Source organism: Gilliamella sp. CG22 (assembly GCF_046635725.1).
Classification (GTDB): Bacteria; Pseudomonadota; Gammaproteobacteria; order Enterobacterales; family Orbaceae; genus Gilliamella; species Gilliamella apicola_I.
In genome coordinates this window covers 18,268-35,941 of the sequence record NZ_JBIDFK010000006.1, presented here as the reverse complement: position 1 = coordinate 35,941, position 17,674 = coordinate 18,268, and the positions used below count along the sequence as shown (strand labels likewise).

Below are 17,674 nucleotides of genomic sequence, written 5' to 3'. Positions count from 1 at the left end.
TTATATACCTCGGCTTAGGTCTAATTTATAGTCATCAGCGGGATAATGAAAAGGGACTGGTCCATCAGCTAAGCCTTCAAGAAATTGTTTTACACGCAAGTCGTCATTTTCGCGTAATTGCTGTGATGTTCCGCCTGCAATAATGTGTTGTTCAGCAACGATGTAAGCATAGTCCGCAATACTAAGGACTTCATTCACATCATGACTGACAACAATACAGGTTAATCCAAGCGATTGATTGATTTCTGAGATTAATTTAACAATGACGCCCATTGAGATTGGGTCTTGACCGGCAAAAGGTTCATCAAACATAATTAAATCAGGGTCAAGGGCAATGGCTCTGGCTAGCGCAGCTCGCCTTGCCATACCTCCGGATAATTCTGACGGCATCATACGGGCGGCGCCTCGAAGTCCAACAGACTGGAGTTTCATCAATACTAAATTGTGTAATACAGGCTCAGGTAAATCAAGGTGTTCACGAATCGGGTAGGCAACATTATCGAAAACAGAAAGATCGGTAAATAGTGCGCCAGATTGGAATAGCATGCTCATGCGTTTTCTAACTTCATAGAGTCGGGCGCGAGACATACTTGGAATATCTTCACCATCGAATAATATTTTTCCTGATTGAGGTTTTAATTGACCACCGATTAGACGCAGTAGCGTGGTTTTACCAATACCTGAAGGCCCCATAATCGCTGTCACTTTGCCTTTTGGGACATTCAAGCTCATATTTTTATAAATTGGTCTTGTTCCTCGATAAAATGACATATCATGAATTTCAACCAAATTTTGCTGTAATGAGTCAGTCACTATGATTCCTACACTACCTTAATTAATTAAAATTAACGTTATTTTACTTGATAATGGCAAATAAAGAAATCGATAAAACATATTGTCAATCCTTATATTATGGTAATGCTTAAGGTAAAAAGCATTTTTTAATTAAAAATCACTGAATCTTGATTTGTAATAGTCAAAAAAACTAAATAAGGTTTTTAGCGTGTTAAATCATTTTTTAGTCTGGCATTAAGCTGCGTTTCTAATCGGTTCAAATAATAATCACATATTCTGATTTATTCATGCCTTGCTTTGCGAGCTAAAAAATTACCTGTACTTTGCACCAATTGAATCACAATAACTAAAATGACCACGCAAATATAGGTAACTGTGGTATCAAAACGTTGATAACCATATGAAATGGCTAAGTCACCAATGCCGCCTGCGCCAACTGCACCTGCCATTGCTGTCGCTCCAATTAAGCCGATAGTGGCAGTGGTTAGGGTTAAAATCAATGAACTAAATGCTTCAGGTAATATAAAGTACCAAATGATCTGGATTGGTGTTGCCCCCATTGATTCAGCGGCTTCAATAATACCACTGTTTACTTCAAGTAAAGAATTTTCAACTAAGCGAGCAATGTAAGGGGCGACATAAAATGTTAAAGGCACGATAGCTGCTGTTGTACCAATCGAACTACCCACAATAAATTTAGTAAAAGGGACAATTGCCACTAGTAAAATAATAAAAGGTAGCGAACGAACTAAATTAATAATAGGATTCATAATCCGATATATTCGATTATTTTCAAGCAATCCTCCTGGACGAGTTGTCACTAAACAAACACCGAGTGAAATACCAATTAATGAACCCAGTATTAAAGCGAAAAACACCATATAAAATGTTTCATAACTCGCTTGGATAAATTGCTCAACTGTCACGGTGGTTGAAATATTAGCTTTGAAATATTCAAGGATATCGGTGAAAATTTGCATTTAGTTTTCCTCCCAGTGGTTTATTTCAGTAACTTGTACGCCATGTTTTCGAAGGAATTGTACAGCTTCTTGGATATTGCTATCGTTACCTTTTAGCTGAATAAACATACTGCCTAAAACTGTTTTTTCAATTTCTGACATATGGGCAAATAAAATGTTAACCACAACAATTTGTTTTAAAATGAGTGAGTTAATAACAGGCTCTGAAGCTGAGCGACCTAAAAATTCAAGTTTAAATAGTTTAATATTGTCTTTTTTACCTTCTACTTCTAACAAATTTTCAACAACACCCTTTGGGATTTGATTGCTAATGACTGAATTGACAAAATTTCGAGTTGTTTGGTGTTGTGGGTGTCCAAATACATCCAGCACGTTGCCTTGTTCAATAATTTTACCTTTTTCCATTACGGCTACCTTATGACAAATTTGTTCAATAACATGCATTTCGTGCGTGATTAATACTACCGTTATTTTATATTTTTCATTGATTTTTTTGATTAAATCTAAGATTGCTCGTGTAGTTTGAGGATCAAGCGCTGAAGTTGCTTCATCACAAAGTAAAATATCCGGATCGTTAGCTAACGCTCTTGCTATGCCGATTCGTTGTTTTTGTCCGCCAGACAGCTCTTTAGGATAACTATCTGCTTTGTCACTTAATCCAACAAATTCTAATAATTCATTTACTTTTTGTTTAATTGAATGTTTATCTTTTTTGATTAGAATTAAAGGAATAGCAATATTTTCATAAACGGTTTTTGATTCAAGTAAATTAAAGTGCTGAAATATCATGCCGATCTTTCGCCTAACTTGGCGTAAATCAGAACTGGATAGTTGATTTAAAATTTGATTTTGTACGATCACTTGACCTTGTGTCGGTTTTTCAAGGTAATTAATTAAACGAACTAAAGTGCTTTTGCCTGCACCACTATAACCAATGATGCCAAAAATATCCCCTTTATCAATGGTTAAGTTGATCTTGTCTAAGGCTTGAGTGGTGATGCCGTTTCGCTCATATTGCTTGGATACATTTTCAAATCTAATCATTCTTGCGTCCCTATTAACTTTGGTCTATTTGGATAAGCGCTTGTTTGGCAAGTTTAGCTAAATAGTTTGCTGCAGGTATTATCATGTAAGGATTAATTTGAAATTTAGGGTGGTGAAGTGCATAAGGGCTTTGAGAACCAAGGTTAATAAATGCGCCCGGTACATGATGTAAATAATGGGCAAAATCTTCACCGCCTAATTGAGGTTGAAAATCAATGATTTCATAACCCTCTTGTCTCGCAATATTTTTTGCAAGCTCGACCCATTTTTCTACATTTATGATTGATGGAGGGCCTTCGAACCATTTTAATTCAGCTTTTGCGCCCATTGCAATAGCAATATGTTCAATAATAGACCTTAACTGTTGTTTGACTTTAGCTCTGATTTGCGGTGTAAGAGTTCTTACCGTGCCTTCCATTTCAACCTTTTCAGGTATCACGTTCCAAGTATTTCCACCTTCAAATTTAGTAATGCTGACAATTACAGCATCAAGACCACTTACAGAACGACTTGAAATAGTTTGTATGGCGTTTACAATTTGTGCACCAATAACAATAGGATCAATACCCGATTCAGGTCTTGCTGCATGTGCTCCAACACCAGTTATGGTAATTTCAATGCGATCAACATTAGCTGAAAAAGGGCCAGCTCGTGATGCCATTTGATTAATGGTTAAATTAGGGTTGTTGTGTAAACCGAGTATGGCATCTATCCCTTTTAATGCCCCAATTTTGATAAACTGTAGAGCTCCACTAAAGTTTTCTTCCGCAGGTTGGAATAGTAAACGAATGGTCCCTGTTAAATCTTTTTCGTGTTCTTTTAAAAGATAAGCCGCTGCCATTAAGATTGATGCATGTACATCATGCCCACAAGCGTGCATAACATTTTTATTTTGGGAACGATAATCACAATTTGTTTGTTCATGGATGGGTAACGCATCAATATCAGCTCGTAAAGCCAGAATAGGGGAGCCTGTTCCAATTTCGGCAATGACCCCCGTTTTAGCACCTAATTCTATTATTTTAATGTTTGCTTTTTCTAAATACGTTTTCAATATTTTAGTCGTTTCGAATTCTTGATTTGAAAGCTCAGGATTTTGATGTAATGTAACAAAAAGCTGATGAATAGTTTGTGCAATGGGCTGATGCATAATATATCCAAAAAATGATTATGAGATGTTTTTAACGTTAGCACAGCTTAATTTTTCAACCTAATAATCGTTTTTTATATCTTATTCCAAAAAGTTATAAGATAGAATAACTTGGAATAAATAAACCATTATTTCTGTGCTAGAGTAAAACAAATGTCGATAGCCGATAAAGGGTAACTCAAATGAAAAATGGTTTTATCAAACATAAATTCTTACAACATATTGCTATTGTGGTTTTATTTAGTTCTGCATGTTTAATGAGCGCTTGCGATAATTCCTCTCAATCAGCCAATAATCAAACCAAAAAAGAGATTAGTATGGGGGTATCACCCGGTCCATATAATGATCTTTTTAGAGATGCGGTAAAACCTATTCTTGAATCAGAAGGATATAAAGTTAAATTGGTTAATTTTCCACATTTATTAGAATCGGATGTGGCATTGAGTGAAGGAAGCATTGATTTAACCGTTGCACAACATACTGCTTATATGAATGTATTTAATGCCCAACGCAAAGCTAATTTAAAGCCAGTTGTGCATGTGCCATCCGTACCCGCGGCGATTTTCTCTAATAAGTATCAATCATTAGATAAGGTTTTTTCAGGGGCTAAAGTGGCGATTCCTCAAGATGCTTCAAATGCTGCACGGTCTTATAATTTACTTGAAAAAGCAGGATGGATTAAATTGAAAGAAAATACGAATCCTATTTTAGCGAGTAAAAATGATATTGCTGAAAACTTAGAGGGCATCGATATTATTGAAATGGATTCGGCAAATATTCCTAGAGTTCTTAATGAGCTTGATTTTGCTGTCATTCCGGGGAGTATTGTTTATTCGGCCAATATTGATTCAAGCAAAGCATTGCTTTTGGAAACCATTGTCCCCGATTTAGAAATTATGGTTGTGGTGAATGAAGGTAATGAAAACAGTCAATGGGCGCAGGATGTTAAACGTATTTATCAATCCCAACAATTTAAGGATTATATGCAAGCTCACAATCAAAATGGTTATTGGGTGATGCCACAAGAATAAAATCCAAAATGTGCCCGTTGTGGAGGCGGGCATTTAATATCTTGGCATTTGCGTATCAACGGTTAATGCCCAAGCATCAATCCCACCACTAAGATTATAAAGATAATCAGTATCAAAACCATTTTCAGCTAAATAATTGGCAACATTAAGGCTTCGAACTCCGTGGTGACAGTAAAGTACAATGTCGATTTCATCGGGTATTTTATCTAAACAAAGTGGGATAAGATTCATTGGAATATGGACGGAATTTTCAAGGTGGCATATTGCTACTTCATTAGATTCTCGTACATCAAGCAAAAATAGAGGATGTTTCTGATTTAATTTTTCTGCAAGTTCTGTCGGTGTAATAGATTTTATGTTGATCATGATTTCTAATACTGTTAAGTAATGTTAAAAAGTTTGATGTTTTATTTGTGTCTGAATATAAAGCAAAAACATATCAAGTTTCAAATAATTTTAACATCATCCCGTTCGAGGAAAACAGGATGATGTGTTGAGTGTTATGCAGCTAAAGCTTTACTAATTTTTTCATATAAGTCTTTTGATAAATGATCCAGTTTTAATAAGGTTTCAAGTGCTTGACGCATTTGTTGCTGACGTTGTTGGTCATAACGTTTTAATCTTATTAATGGATCGATCAATCTTGCCGCAACCTGCGGATTTTTTTGATTTAATTCCATTAATATTTCGACTAAAAATTGATATCCACTCCCATCAGTTGCATGGAAAGCTACAGGATTATTATTAACAAAAGCACCGATTAAAGCGCGAATCCGATTGGGATTACTGAGCGAAAAGGATCGATGAGTTAAAAGTTTTTTCACCGTTGAAAGTGCATTTTTTTCTGGACTCGATGCATTCAAAGCTAACCACTTATCCATCACTAATCCGTCTTGATGCCATTTATTATCAAAATCGGCTAAAAGTTCTTGATGACAATCAAGCTGAGCTTTAACAGCAACTGTTAATGCAGCGATGGTATCTGTCATATTGTCTGCTTGATAATATTGTTGATGAACCAGATGATTTGCTTGTGATTTCTCATCGGCATGGGCTAAAAGCATCAAACAGGCATTTTTTAATGAGCGCTTAGCAATATCTTCATGTTCAATCCGATAATTTTCGATTTTATTGTGACGGTAAACTGCGGTTAATTCATCATAAAGTGCATTACCAAAACACGTTAATAAAAACAGGCGGACTTGATAGATGGCTATTGGGTCAACGACACTAAATAAATTGGCTAGTTCATTTTCCGAAGGTAAAGTGATGATTTGGGCAATAAGAGAGGGATCTGTTGATTCGGATAATAATATTGCTCTAAATGCATCGATAACTGAATCAGGAAGGCTTAGTTGTCGATTATCTTGATAATTTTTAACATTTTCCCGAATATATTTAATTAATAGCATTTGCGCAGCATCATAACGACTAAAAGCATTGGTTGCATGTTGCATCAAAAAAATCAAATCACTATCTTGATAATCATAGGTCATTTTTACCGGTGCAGAAAAATCACGTAATAATGAAATAATCGGTTTTTCATTCACGTTATCGAAAACAAATTGTTGTTTTGCTTGTGTTAAATTTAAAACGTGATGAATTGGCAGTTGGTTATGCTCAAGTTTAATGATTTCGCCGTTATGTTGATATAATTCAATATCAACAGGTATATGCAAAGCTTTCTTTTCAGCTTGATCTAAGGTTGCAGGCGTGTTTTGTTCGATAGTTAAATAATAGTGTTTGCTTTTTTCATCATAGCTATCTGTAATGGTTAATTCTGGTGTACCTGATTGGCTGTACCATAATTTGAATTGTGTTAAATCAATGCCTGAAGCATCTTGCATCGCAGCGACAAAGTCATCGCAAGTTGCTGCACTTCCGTCATGACGTTCAAAATAGCGTTTCATGCCAGCTTGAAACTTATCTTCGCCTAACAAGGTATGCATCATTCGTATCACTTCAGCCCCTTTTTCGTACACAGTTACCGTATAGAAATTATTCATTTCTATGACTTGATCAGGACGAATAGGATGGGACATCGGACTTGCATCTTCAGCAAATTGGACACTACGTAAGATTTTAACATCATCAATTCGCTTAACGGCTCTAGAGCCCATATCTGCGCTAAACTCTTGATCACGAAAAACCGTCAAACCTTCTTTTAAGCTAAGTTGAAACCAATCACGACAAGTAACACGATTACCTGTCCAATTATGAAAGTATTCGTGACCAATAACACTTTCGATACCTAAATAATCATCATCAGTAGCCGTTTCTGGTTTGGCAAGAACATATTTTGAGTTGAAAATATTCAGACCTTTGTTTTCCATTGCGCCCATATTAAAAAAGTCAACGGCAACAATCATAAAAATATCTAAGTCATATTCTAATCCAAAACGAGTTTCATCCCAGCGCATAGCATTTTTTAAACTGGTCATTGCCCAATGTGAACGATCTAAATTGCCTTTATCAACATAAATCTCCAGATCAACTTTACGGTTTGAACCAGTTATAAACTGATCTTTAAGAATATCAAAATCTCCGGCAACCAATGCAAACAAGTAGGCGGGTTTAGGAAATGGATCTTGCCATTGTACCCAATGACGACCGTCTGAAAGTTCTCCTTGTGCAATGCGGTTACCATTAGAAAGCAGATATGGGTATTGTTGTTTATTGGCGGTAATACGAGTTGAAAAACGCGCTAAAACATCGGGTCTATCTAAATAGTATGTGATATGACGAAAACCTTCAGCTTCACATTGTGTACAAAGTGCTTCTCCAGAAACATACAATCCTTCTAGTGCAGTGTTATCAATCGGTTTTATTTCATTGACAATGGTTAGTGTAAATTCATCTGATGGAACATTGTGGATAATAATGCCTGAGTCGGTAATGTGATAATCCTGCCAAGGCTGTTCATCGATATTGATAGCGATTAATGTTAAGTCTTCTCCATCTAAAACTAAGTCTGAGGCTTTAGCATTTTTTTGTATAATATGGCTTCGAGCCGTGACTGTTGTGATTTCTGCGGATAAGTTAAAATCAAGATCGATATCCGTAATGGTAAAATCGGGTGCTTTATAGTCCAGTCGATACTTTGCAGTTGGTTGTGTTTTGGTATTATTCGTTGTCATAGTTATTGTGCCTTTTATTTTTATAAATAATTAAAATTCGATAAATATTGCATGATTTTCACAACTGCACTTATCGTTATTGATGATGTTTAATTAATTCTTTTGAGCATAGTTAGGTTATATTATTTAATCTGGTTTGTTATTAATATTATAGCCTAATGAAGATAGGTTATTATATATTTAATCTATATCTTCAATATTATTCTGCTATAATCTCTAGAATTTTTTTAGAGTATTAACAACAAAAAGACATGTTACCAGCTATAATTACATCAATCTTAGATACTGATGCTTATAAGTTGCATATGCAGCAAGCCGTTTTTCATCATTACCCAGATACCACTGTCGTTGCGGAGTTTCGTTGTAGAAGTTATGATTTATTAGGTCAATATGCTGATGAAATAAAACATCAAGTCAAATTAATGGAATCATTAACGCTTTCCGATGATGAATTTCAATATCTATCTGGCATCTCCTTTTTTAAATCTGATTATTTAAACTGGCTCAAGAATTGGCGTTTTAATAGTCAATTATTGACGATAACTAATCAAGAAGGAAGACTTGATATAAGAATTGAAGGAAAGTGGTTGGATGTAATTTTATGGGAAGTCCCATTACTGGCAGTTATTAGCGAAATAGCACATAGAGATCGTTCTCCTAATATTGGCGTGTCGGAAGCTATAGCCCAACTCAAAAATAAATTGACAAGATTTAACGAGCAAACTGCAAATATGGATATGTCGGGCTTTAATTTAATGGATTTTGGAACCCGAAGACGTTACTCATTTGCCGTACAATCAGCTGTTGTCGATTACCTAAAAAACCATTTTGACAATTTTCATAGTACCAGTAACTATTTACTGGCTTATCGACTAGGACTTACCCCTGTTGGTACTCAAGCACATGAATGGTTTCAAGCTCATCAGCGATTAACCCCAACTTTGCAAGATTGCCAAAAAACAGCGCTTAAGGTTTGGTTAGAGGAATATCCTCAAGATTTGGGGGTAGCCCTAACAGACTGTATTACCATGGACGCATTTTTGCGTGATTTTGATACTTACTTTGCTAATCACTATCAAGGATTACGCCATGATTCGGGTGATTCGATTGAATGGGGTGAAAAGGCGATTGCCCATTACCAACAATTAGGGATTGATCCTAAAACAAAAATGTTAGTATTTTCCGATAGTTTAACTTTTGACAAAGCGATAAAGATTTATCAACATTTTCACCATCGAGTAAAATTGTCTTTTGGTATCGGGGGCTTTTTAGCGTGTGATATTCCGTCTACTGAAGCAAATACCAAAGCCTTAAATATCGTATTGAAATTGACGCAATGCAATAATCAGTCTGTTGCAAAATTGTCAGACAGTCCAGGTAAGACAATATCGCAAGATTTAGCTTTTATTAATGAATTAAAAAGAACGTTTAACGTTAATCATTAAACTTATTTTTATAAAAAACGTAAATCAAATTATAAATGTTTTATTTAAAAATTTAATTTAATGCCAACTGAGACTAAAGTTAGGTAACTAAGTGGCATTTAGAATATACTTGTATTATTTTTAATACTATTTAACTTAATTAATATAGAGATGGATAATTAAAATGAATTCAGTTGCTCCTATTGTTGATGTGTTACAAGGCAAAATTGCTGTTGGTAGCACTATTTCTGTTCAAGGCTGGGTAAGAACACGCCGTGATTCGAAAGCCGGTATTTCATTTCTAGCTGTTTATGATGGTTCGTGCTTTGATCCCATTCAAGCTGTTATAGAAAAAGATCTACCAAATTATGAACAAGATATTTTACGGTTAACGGCAGGTTGTTCAGTTAAAGTAACAGGTAAAGTTGTTGAATCTCCGGGACAAGGACAAAAATACGAGCTACAAGCAACACAAGTTGAGGTTTATGGATTTGTTGATGATCCTGAAACTTACCCAATGGCTGCTAAACGTCATTCAATTGAATATTTACGAGAAGTTGCTCATTTAAGAGCAAGAACCAACATTGTTGGTGCGATTACTCGTGTACGTCATACATTAGCGCAAGCCATTCACCAATTTTTTGATGAACGAGGCTTTTTTTGGCTTTCTACGCCAATTATTACCGCATCAGATACTGAAGGTGCAGGTGAAATGTTCCGTGTATCCACCCTTGATATGTTAAATCTACCTAAAACTGACAAGGGGAAAGTCGATTTTGATAAAGATTTTTTCGGAAAAGAAGCTTTTTTAACGGTGTCAGGACAATTAAATGCAGAAACGTACGCTTGTGCATTGTCTAAAGTTTATACTTTTGGACCAACTTTTAGAGCTGAAAATTCCAATACAACACGCCATTTAGCTGAATTTTGGATGATGGAACCTGAAGTTGCGTTTGCTGATTTAAATGATAATGCAAAACTTGCAGAAGATATGTTGAAGTATGTCTTTAAAACCGTGCTTGAAAAACGTGCTGATGATATGCAATTTTTTGCTCAGCATATTGATAAAGAAGCAATCAATCGTTTAGAAAACTTTATTAATGCCGATTTTGCTCAAGTTGATTACACCGATGCCATTACTATTTTACAAAACTGTGATGCCAAATTTGAAAATCCAGTGAGTTGGGGAATCGATTTAGCGTCAGAGCATGAACGTTATTTAGCTGAACAGCATTTTAAAGCGCCTGTCGTTGTTAAAAATTATCCAAAAGATATTAAAGCATTTTATATGCGTATGAATGACGATGGTAAAACGGTTGCTGCAATGGATGTGTTAGCGCCAGGCATTGGCGAAATCATTGGCGGATCGCAACGTGAAGAGCGTTTAGATATGTTAGATAAGCGCATGGACGAAATGGGGCTTAAAAAAGAAGATTATTGGTGGTACCGTGATTTACGTCGATATGGTACTGTTCCTCATTCTGGATTCGGTCTTGGATTTGAGCGCTTAATTGTTTATGTCACTGGCGTACAAAACGTAAGGGATGTGATTCCTTTCCCAAGAACGCCACGAAATGCAAATTTTTAACTGGTATAAATAAACAAACATTTTTGGATGTTTATGATAAAACGCAAATTAGTGATAATTAGCAAATATGTATAAATTATAATCAAACGGTTTCGTTTTTGGGGTTAGACATCAAAATTAACGAAAAGTTCACTTGCTTTTAAAAAATTTTTATACATAATTTACACTACTGTAAAAAGTGGAAGAAAATAATAGTAATATTATTTTTGGATGAATAATCATTGTACATAAATAGGCACTAAACTTTTCAGTTAGTGTCTTTTAATAAATAACCATGAGGGTAAGAAATGAAACGTAATCTATTAGCAATCGCTATTCCTGCACTTTTAGTTGCAGCTAGCGCAAATGCATCTATTGAAGTTTGGAACAAAGATGGTAATAAAGTAGACTTTTACGGTCGTGTAAAAGCAGCTAACCACATCACTGATCGTGGTCAAAAAGATGAAGGTGACGATACTTCTGCTCGTTTAGGTATGTCAGGTCAAACTCAAATCACAGATTGGTTATCTGGTTATGGTCGTTGGGAATATGAAGCTAAATCTGGTAAAAATTCAGATAACGAAGTTCGTTATGCATTTGCTGGATTAAATTTTGGTGACTTCGGTTCATTTGATTATGGTCGTAATGATGGCGTATTAAAAGCAATTACAGCATATACTGACGTATTACCAGAATTTGGTGGTGACGCTGCAAACAACAATTGGAACGTGCTTTCTGCTCGTACTAAAGCTGTAGCAACTTACCGTAACAATAACTTCTTTGGTTTAAATGATGATATCAGCTTTGCAGTACAATATGCTGATAATGGTGATAACTCACTTACTAAAGATAATATTCGTGGTGAATCAAGAGAAGCTTGGGGTACAAACGTTCAATGGAACATTTTTGACACAGGCTTAACTGCAGGTATTGGTTATGCTCAATCAACTTCAAGTGATCAACGTCACAATACTTGGGCTACTGGTATTAAATACGATAACTATAATTTATATTTAGCTGCTAACTATTTCCAAAGCAAGTTAAAAAATCGTTATATCGATCATAAAGGTCATATTGCAGATGAAAAAGTTAAAGGTATCGAATTAGTTGCTCAATATGGCATTGAATTAGATGTTGGTCGTTTAACTCCATCTTTAGCTTATGTTCAACATAAACTAACAAGTGGTTATGATGGTGATAATAAAGCGCATTACCGTTCAGGATCTCATAGCTCACCTATGGCTAAATACGTATCTTTAGGTGCAACTTATGATCTTAACAAAAATTTCAGCGCTATCGTAGAATATAAATTTAATCTACTTGACCATAAAGACATTGGTGCAGCGATGAATACGACTAATAATCGTGGTCATAAGAAAGCAAATACTCCAGGTACAAAAGATGTGTTAGGTGTTGGTTTAATCTACCAATTCTAATTCTTCTTAAATTATAAAAAAGACACTTAGGTGTCTTTTTTATCGCCTTTTGAATTTATTCCCGCCCAAAAAAACATTTTATGCTTAAAAAAATTTATTGTAGGTACTAAAATAAACTAAATTTCGTAGAAATTTACTTATTTGCATTGTTTATCTGCAATGTAAGCAGAAATCTTATATCTAATACAAGATATCACAGTAATAATATAATTGCTTAATTTTGCAGTTATTTATTAACCGAGAGCAAAGTAATTTGCATCTTTAAAAATATAAATACCTATGAGGGTAACAAAATGAAACGTAATCTATTAGCAATCGCTATTCCTGCTCTTTTAATTGCAGGTACTGCAAACGCTTCTATTGAAGTGTGGAATAAAGACGGCAATAAAGTCGATTTTTATGGTCGAGTTTATGCATTAAACTATATTACTGACAGAAACAACCAAACAGGCGAAGGTGATAAAACGACTGCACGTTTAGGTATGTCAGGTCAAACTCAAGTTACTGACTGGTTATCTGGTTACGGACGTTGGGAATACGAAGCTAAAACTGGTAAAAATGCTGACAACGAAACTCGTTATGCATTTGCTGGTTTGAATTTTGGTGATTTTGGTTCATTCGATTATGGTCGTAATGACGGTGTGCTAAAAACTTTAACTTCTTATACAGACGTTTTACCAGAATTTGGTGGTGATGCTTCAAATAATGATCTTTATGCATTATCTGCACGTACTAAAGCTGTAGCAACTTATCGTAATACTGATCTATTCGGTTTAGTTGATGGTTTACGCTTTGCTGTTCAATATGCTGATAACGGTGATAACAGCTCAACTAGCCATTTCAATGCAGTGAATCGTAACAACGGTCATGATAGTGCGGAAGCATGGGGTTCTGTTATCGATTGGGATGTGCTTGATACTGGTTTATCTGTTGGTGCTGGTTACACTCAAACTAGTGGTCACAAAAATGCTAAAGCATGGTCAGCAGGTATCAAATACGACAATGACAATGTTTATTTAGCTGCGCTATATATTCAAGGTAAACAAAAATATGGTTGGGATAATGCATCATCTAATCACAATGCAGATGACTTAAAAACCAAAGGTATTGAAATTGTTGCTCAATACGGAATCGACTTCGATATTGGTCGTTTAACTCCATCTGTTGCTTATATCCAACACAAAGTTAAAGATGCTTCTAGCTATTCTAGCGATGCAGGGCTTAAAGGTAATGACCTTGTTAAATATGTTGATGTTGGTTTAACTTATGCATTCAACAAAAACTTACAAGCTATTGTAGATTATAAAATCAACTTGTTAGATAAAGATGATATCGGTGCACGTCGTGCATTATATGATAGCAGCACATTTAGCAAATCAGAAATTAAAGCGACAACAAAAGATACTGTTGCACTTGGTTTAATCTATCAATTCTAATTAATTGCAATTTGATATTTTTGAAAGGCACTTCGGTGCCTTTTTTATTGTCCCTAATTTAATCAAATAAAACTTGAATTTTAATTGATACTCTGTTAAAAACATCAGCAATAATAATAGATTAGGACAACATTATGCGTTATACCACTCGTCAGTTAGCTGCCAAAAAAAATATTGCTTTAGTCGCACATGATCACTTAAAAGAGTCATTATTAAATTGGTGTAAAAAAAATCGAGAAGAGCTTTCTCATCATCATTTATGTGGTACAGGAACTACGGGAACATTAATTAAACAAGAAACAGGTCTAAATATTACACCTATGCTTAGTGGCCCTATGGGTGGCGATCAACAAATAGGCGCATTAATTGCCGAAGGAAAAATTGATATTCTTATCTTTTTTTGGGACCCGCTCAATGCGGTACCACACGATCCTGATGTCAAAGCTTTACTTCGTTTATCAACGGTCTGGAATATTCCGGTTGCGACTAATCAAGCAACCGCTAATGCACTGATTCAATCCTCCATTTTTACGCAAGAAATAGAAATTGAAATTCCTGACTATCAAGGTTATTTAGCTGAAAGATTAAAATGATTGCCAATATAATCCCAAATACTACATAACAGAAAGGGCAAATATTGCCACAGAAACAGGGTCTAACATGTCGGCTTTATTGTTAATGTCTTTTGGGATTCTGATTATTGGTATTACAAAAACATTATTGGTAGTACCACTTTTAATTGCATTGTTTAAATGAGGTATTTTTATTGCCAAGCCTGTAAGAAAATGTTGAACAACAAATCAGAGTAATTTAAAAGTAAAACTATTGCGTGGGATTGAATTAATTCGAATTGGCTATGGCGAAGTTTGTTGGCTTATACCTATCGCCGTTTATTTATATAAGTTGCTCGATATAAAAATCGGATTTTGATATGCAACTTTAATAATTTTAATACTAATCGAATTGACAGTTGTCGGCTTTCTACAGTATTAATTTAAAATGAAGTTTCAATATTGTGAGTTAAAATGAAGAAAACGGATTAATTTCCCCTTTATTAAATAAAATCGCTTCTCCAGTATTCAGCTTGTACCATGTTTCATTAGAAGTTAATGGCAACGTTGAAATGATTGTGACGATATCATTAGGTGTAGTGTGTTTTTGAAAGTCAATTTCAACATCTTCGTCAAGAAGTTTTGCTTTTCCGAAAGGTGCTTTACGTGTTATCCAATGTAAGTCAGTTGAACAATAAGCAAAAACATATTGACCGTCAGAGAGTAACATATTAAATACCCCAAGTTGGCTTAGTTTGTCAGCGCATTGCTTAATATAGCTGAATACTTCCAGATCATTACTGGGTTTTTGCGGATATTTCTTGTGAAGTTGATTAATGAGATAACAAAATGCATATTCACTATCAGTCAGACCTACAGGTTCAAATATCCCCATATCAAGATCTTCATAACCTGTTAGCTGCCCGTTATGGGCAAAAGTCCAATTTTTTCCCCATAACTCACGCGTAAAAGGATGCGTATTTTCAAGTGCTACGCCTCCTCGATTTGCTTGGCGAATGTGGGCTATGACTGCTTTTGACTTTATTGGATACTGTTGAACAAGTTTGGCAATAGGCGAATAACTGCAAGGTTCAGGATCTTTAAATGTACGGCACCCCTTACCTTCATAAAAAGTAATACCCCACCCATCTTTATGCGGGCCCTTATCACCACCACGTTTGACTAAGCTGGTGAAACTAAAACAGATATCTGTTGGCACATTCGCACTCATGCCCAATAATTCGCACATTTACTTGCTCATCTCTTTTTCGATTAGCATGATTAAAATATGAATCACTTTAATATGAATTTCTTGAACACGATCAGCATAACCAAAATGAGGAACTCGAATATCCACATCAGCAAGACCATGCATTTTACCGCCATCTTTACCAGTTAACGTAATCACTTTCATCCCTTTTTGTTTTGCTGCTTCAATTGCTTTTAGCACATTAGCAGAGTTACCTGAGGTAGAAATACCTAGTAGTACATCACCTTTTTGACCTACACCCTCGATATACCGAGAAAAAATCGAATCAAACCCAAAATCATTACCTACACACGAAATATGACTAACATCAGATATCGCTATTGCAGGATAAGCAGGGCGATTGTTGCGATAACGTCCTGTTAACTCTTCTGCAAAATGCATAGCATCACAGTGAGAACCGCCATTCCCACATGATAGCACTTTACCACCATGTTTGAACGAATCAGCCAATAATATAGCGGCTTGCTGAATATGTTCTAAATTTTTATCATCTGAAATAAATTTATTTAACACATCAGCTGCTTCATTTAACTCATTTCGAATATTATCAATATACATTAATCTTACCCTCATAAAAAATTTAGCCACCATTGTAATTCTTTCAAAATAGCTTGCAAGTACTAAAAAATAAATTTAATTCTCATTCATTTTTTTATTTTTCATGACTGGTCAATTAAAACATCGCCTTGAAAATAAAAACTAAAATGAGTGATCAGTCTTAAAACATCAATTATTCTAAATTGATTATCTACAATATGAGCTTAATTAAATTATTTTTAAAAATAGTACAGTCTTATTTTTAGATATTTGATGTAAAGATCTTGCTCGTAGCGCTATTTGCTAATAGGAGAAGTCTGCAGTTTGTGATACAATTTGGCAGTTATTTTTTCACGAATAAAGATAGTGAAATTGCATTTAAAAATCAATTGATAAGGAATTAGTATGCAAACTATTGAAGCTAAAGTTATCGCACCAAAAGCAAAAGTTGCCATTATTGTGGCACGTTTTAATCATTTTATAAATGATAGTCTTGTTAATGGCGCTACCGATGCATTAAAACGTATTGGGCAAGTCGATGATAAAAACATTACAGTCATTTGGGTACCTGGTGCTTATGAGATCCCACTAGCGGCAAAAGTTGCAGCACAATCCAAAAAATATGATGCAATAGTTGCATTAGGAACCGTGATTCGAGGTAGTACGGCGCATTTTGATTTTGTTGCTGGCGAATCAAGTTCTGGTTTATTAAGTGCAAGCCTAGATTATTCGATCCCAGTTGGATTTGGTATTTTAACAACTGAATCTATAGAACAAGCTATTGAACGTGCAGGCACAAAAGCGGGTAATAAAGGTGCTGAAGCAGCATTAACTGCGCTTGAAATGCTAAACGTTATTAAAGCAATTAAGGAGTAAGTTAGTGGCATCAGTCAATCCTCGTCGTCGAGCAAGAGAGTGTGCGGTACAAGCAATATACTCTTGGCAAGTTTCCCGAAATGATCTTGCCGATGTTGAGACCAGTTTTATTGCAGAACAAGATATGAAAGGCGTTGACTCCAAGTATTTTCGAGAACTCTTAAATGGGGTGGGTAAAAATACAGCAGAGTTAGATGATAAAATGGCGCCATACCTCACTGAACGTACAGTTGAAGAGCTAGGTCTAATTGAATTAGCAATATTGCGAATTGCGCTATATGAATTAACCAAACGCCAAGATGTACCGTACAAAGTCGTGATTAATGAAGCAATCGATCTAACAAAAACGTTTGGTGCTGCTGATAGCCACAAATTTGTTAACGGTGTATTAGATAAAATAGCTCCAACCATTCGTACACGATAACTGACCAAAAGTGAGA

16 protein-coding genes are annotated in these 17,674 nt (G+C 35.2%); 8 read left to right on the top strand and 8 right to left on the bottom strand.

Going from position 1 to position 17,674, the window contains the following annotated elements:
- The 4 genes from mlaF to ACGH46_RS06855 all read right to left on the bottom strand — a co-directional run bounded on the left by mlaF (position 1) and on the right by ACGH46_RS06855 (position 3,969).
- A complete protein-coding gene (gene mlaF, locus ACGH46_RS06870) occupies positions 1–813 on the bottom strand; it encodes a phospholipid ABC transporter ATP-binding protein MlaF (protein ID WP_267352324.1) in 813 nt (270 codons plus the stop codon).
- 263 nt (positions 814–1,076) lie between these two features.
- The gene (locus ACGH46_RS06865) at positions 1,077–1,775 is read right to left on the bottom strand and encodes a methionine ABC transporter permease (RefSeq protein WP_267352323.1); all 699 of its coding nucleotides are present in this window, start codon (positions 1,773–1,775) and stop codon (positions 1,077–1,079) included.
- Entirely contained in the window at positions 1,776–2,819 is a 1,044-nt protein-coding gene (locus ACGH46_RS06860; RefSeq protein WP_411604949.1) for a methionine ABC transporter ATP-binding protein, read from the bottom strand. It abuts the gene before it with no gap.
- Between the two features lie 13 nt (positions 2,820–2,832).
- Positions 2,833–3,969, bottom strand: coding sequence for an amidohydrolase (locus tag ACGH46_RS06855; RefSeq protein WP_411604946.1), 1,137 nt, complete (start codon positions 3,967–3,969; stop codon positions 2,833–2,835).
- A gap of 182 nt (positions 3,970–4,151) precedes the next feature.
- Between ACGH46_RS06855 and ACGH46_RS06850 the strand changes: the two genes are divergently transcribed.
- Positions 4,152–5,000 (top strand): MetQ/NlpA family ABC transporter substrate-binding protein, encoded by an 849-nt coding sequence (locus ACGH46_RS06850; protein WP_411604943.1) that lies wholly within the window; start codon positions 4,152–4,154, stop codon positions 4,998–5,000.
- Between the two features lie 33 nt (positions 5,001–5,033).
- Here the strand turns inward: ACGH46_RS06850 and ACGH46_RS06845 are convergent, their stop codons facing one another.
- Complete coding sequence (locus tag ACGH46_RS06845) at positions 5,034–5,363, bottom strand: rhodanese-like domain-containing protein (protein ID WP_411605098.1); 330 nt, start codon at positions 5,361–5,363, stop codon at positions 5,034–5,036.
- A 137-nt stretch (positions 5,364–5,500) separates the two neighbouring features.
- Positions 5,501–8,137, bottom strand: a complete 2,637-nt coding sequence (pepN, locus tag ACGH46_RS06840) for an aminopeptidase N (protein WP_411604940.1) — start codon at positions 8,135–8,137, stop codon at positions 5,501–5,503.
- Between the two features lie 251 nt (positions 8,138–8,388).
- Between pepN and pncB the strand changes: the two genes are divergently transcribed.
- The 5 genes from pncB (at position 8,389) to ACGH46_RS06815 (ending at position 14,593) form a co-directional block, all read left to right on the top strand.
- Positions 8,389–9,582, top strand: coding sequence for a nicotinate phosphoribosyltransferase (gene pncB, locus ACGH46_RS06835; RefSeq protein WP_411604937.1), 1,194 nt, complete (start codon positions 8,389–8,391; stop codon positions 9,580–9,582).
- Between the two features lie 163 nt (positions 9,583–9,745).
- The gene (gene asnS / locus ACGH46_RS06830; RefSeq protein ID WP_065558865.1) at positions 9,746–11,149 is read left to right on the top strand and encodes an asparagine--tRNA ligase; all 1,404 of its coding nucleotides are present in this window, start codon (positions 9,746–9,748) and stop codon (positions 11,147–11,149) included.
- Between the two features lie 287 nt (positions 11,150–11,436).
- The gene (locus ACGH46_RS06825; protein ID WP_267352316.1) at positions 11,437–12,564 is read left to right on the top strand and encodes a porin; all 1,128 of its coding nucleotides are present in this window, start codon (positions 11,437–11,439) and stop codon (positions 12,562–12,564) included.
- Between the two features lie 293 nt (positions 12,565–12,857).
- The gene (locus ACGH46_RS06820) at positions 12,858–14,000 is read left to right on the top strand and encodes a porin (protein WP_267352315.1); all 1,143 of its coding nucleotides are present in this window, start codon (positions 12,858–12,860) and stop codon (positions 13,998–14,000) included.
- A 134-nt stretch (positions 14,001–14,134) separates the two neighbouring features.
- Complete coding sequence (locus ACGH46_RS06815; RefSeq protein ID WP_267352314.1) at positions 14,135–14,593, top strand: methylglyoxal synthase; 459 nt, start codon at positions 14,135–14,137, stop codon at positions 14,591–14,593.
- Positions 14,594–15,020: 427 nt separating this feature from the next.
- Here ACGH46_RS06815 and ACGH46_RS06810 read toward each other — a convergent pair whose 3' ends face one another.
- Positions 15,021–15,800 carry a class II glutamine amidotransferase gene (locus tag ACGH46_RS06810; RefSeq protein WP_267352313.1) on the bottom strand — a complete coding sequence of 260 codons (780 nt, stop codon included), beginning with the start codon at positions 15,798–15,800 and terminating at the stop codon, positions 15,021–15,023.
- On the bottom strand, positions 15,801–16,379 hold the full coding sequence (lpcA, locus tag ACGH46_RS06805; RefSeq protein ID WP_267352312.1) for a D-sedoheptulose 7-phosphate isomerase: 579 nt from the start codon (positions 16,377–16,379) through the stop codon (positions 15,801–15,803).
- 384 nt (positions 16,380–16,763) lie between these two features.
- Between lpcA and ribE the strand changes: the two genes are divergently transcribed.
- Positions 16,764–17,234, top strand: coding sequence for a 6,7-dimethyl-8-ribityllumazine synthase (gene ribE, locus ACGH46_RS06800; RefSeq protein WP_411589901.1), 471 nt, complete (start codon positions 16,764–16,766; stop codon positions 17,232–17,234).
- A 4-nt stretch (positions 17,235–17,238) separates the two neighbouring features.
- Positions 17,239–17,658, top strand: coding sequence for a transcription antitermination factor NusB (nusB, locus tag ACGH46_RS06795; RefSeq protein ID WP_065558858.1), 420 nt, complete (start codon positions 17,239–17,241; stop codon positions 17,656–17,658).
- Positions 17,659–17,674 lie beyond the last annotated feature (16 nt).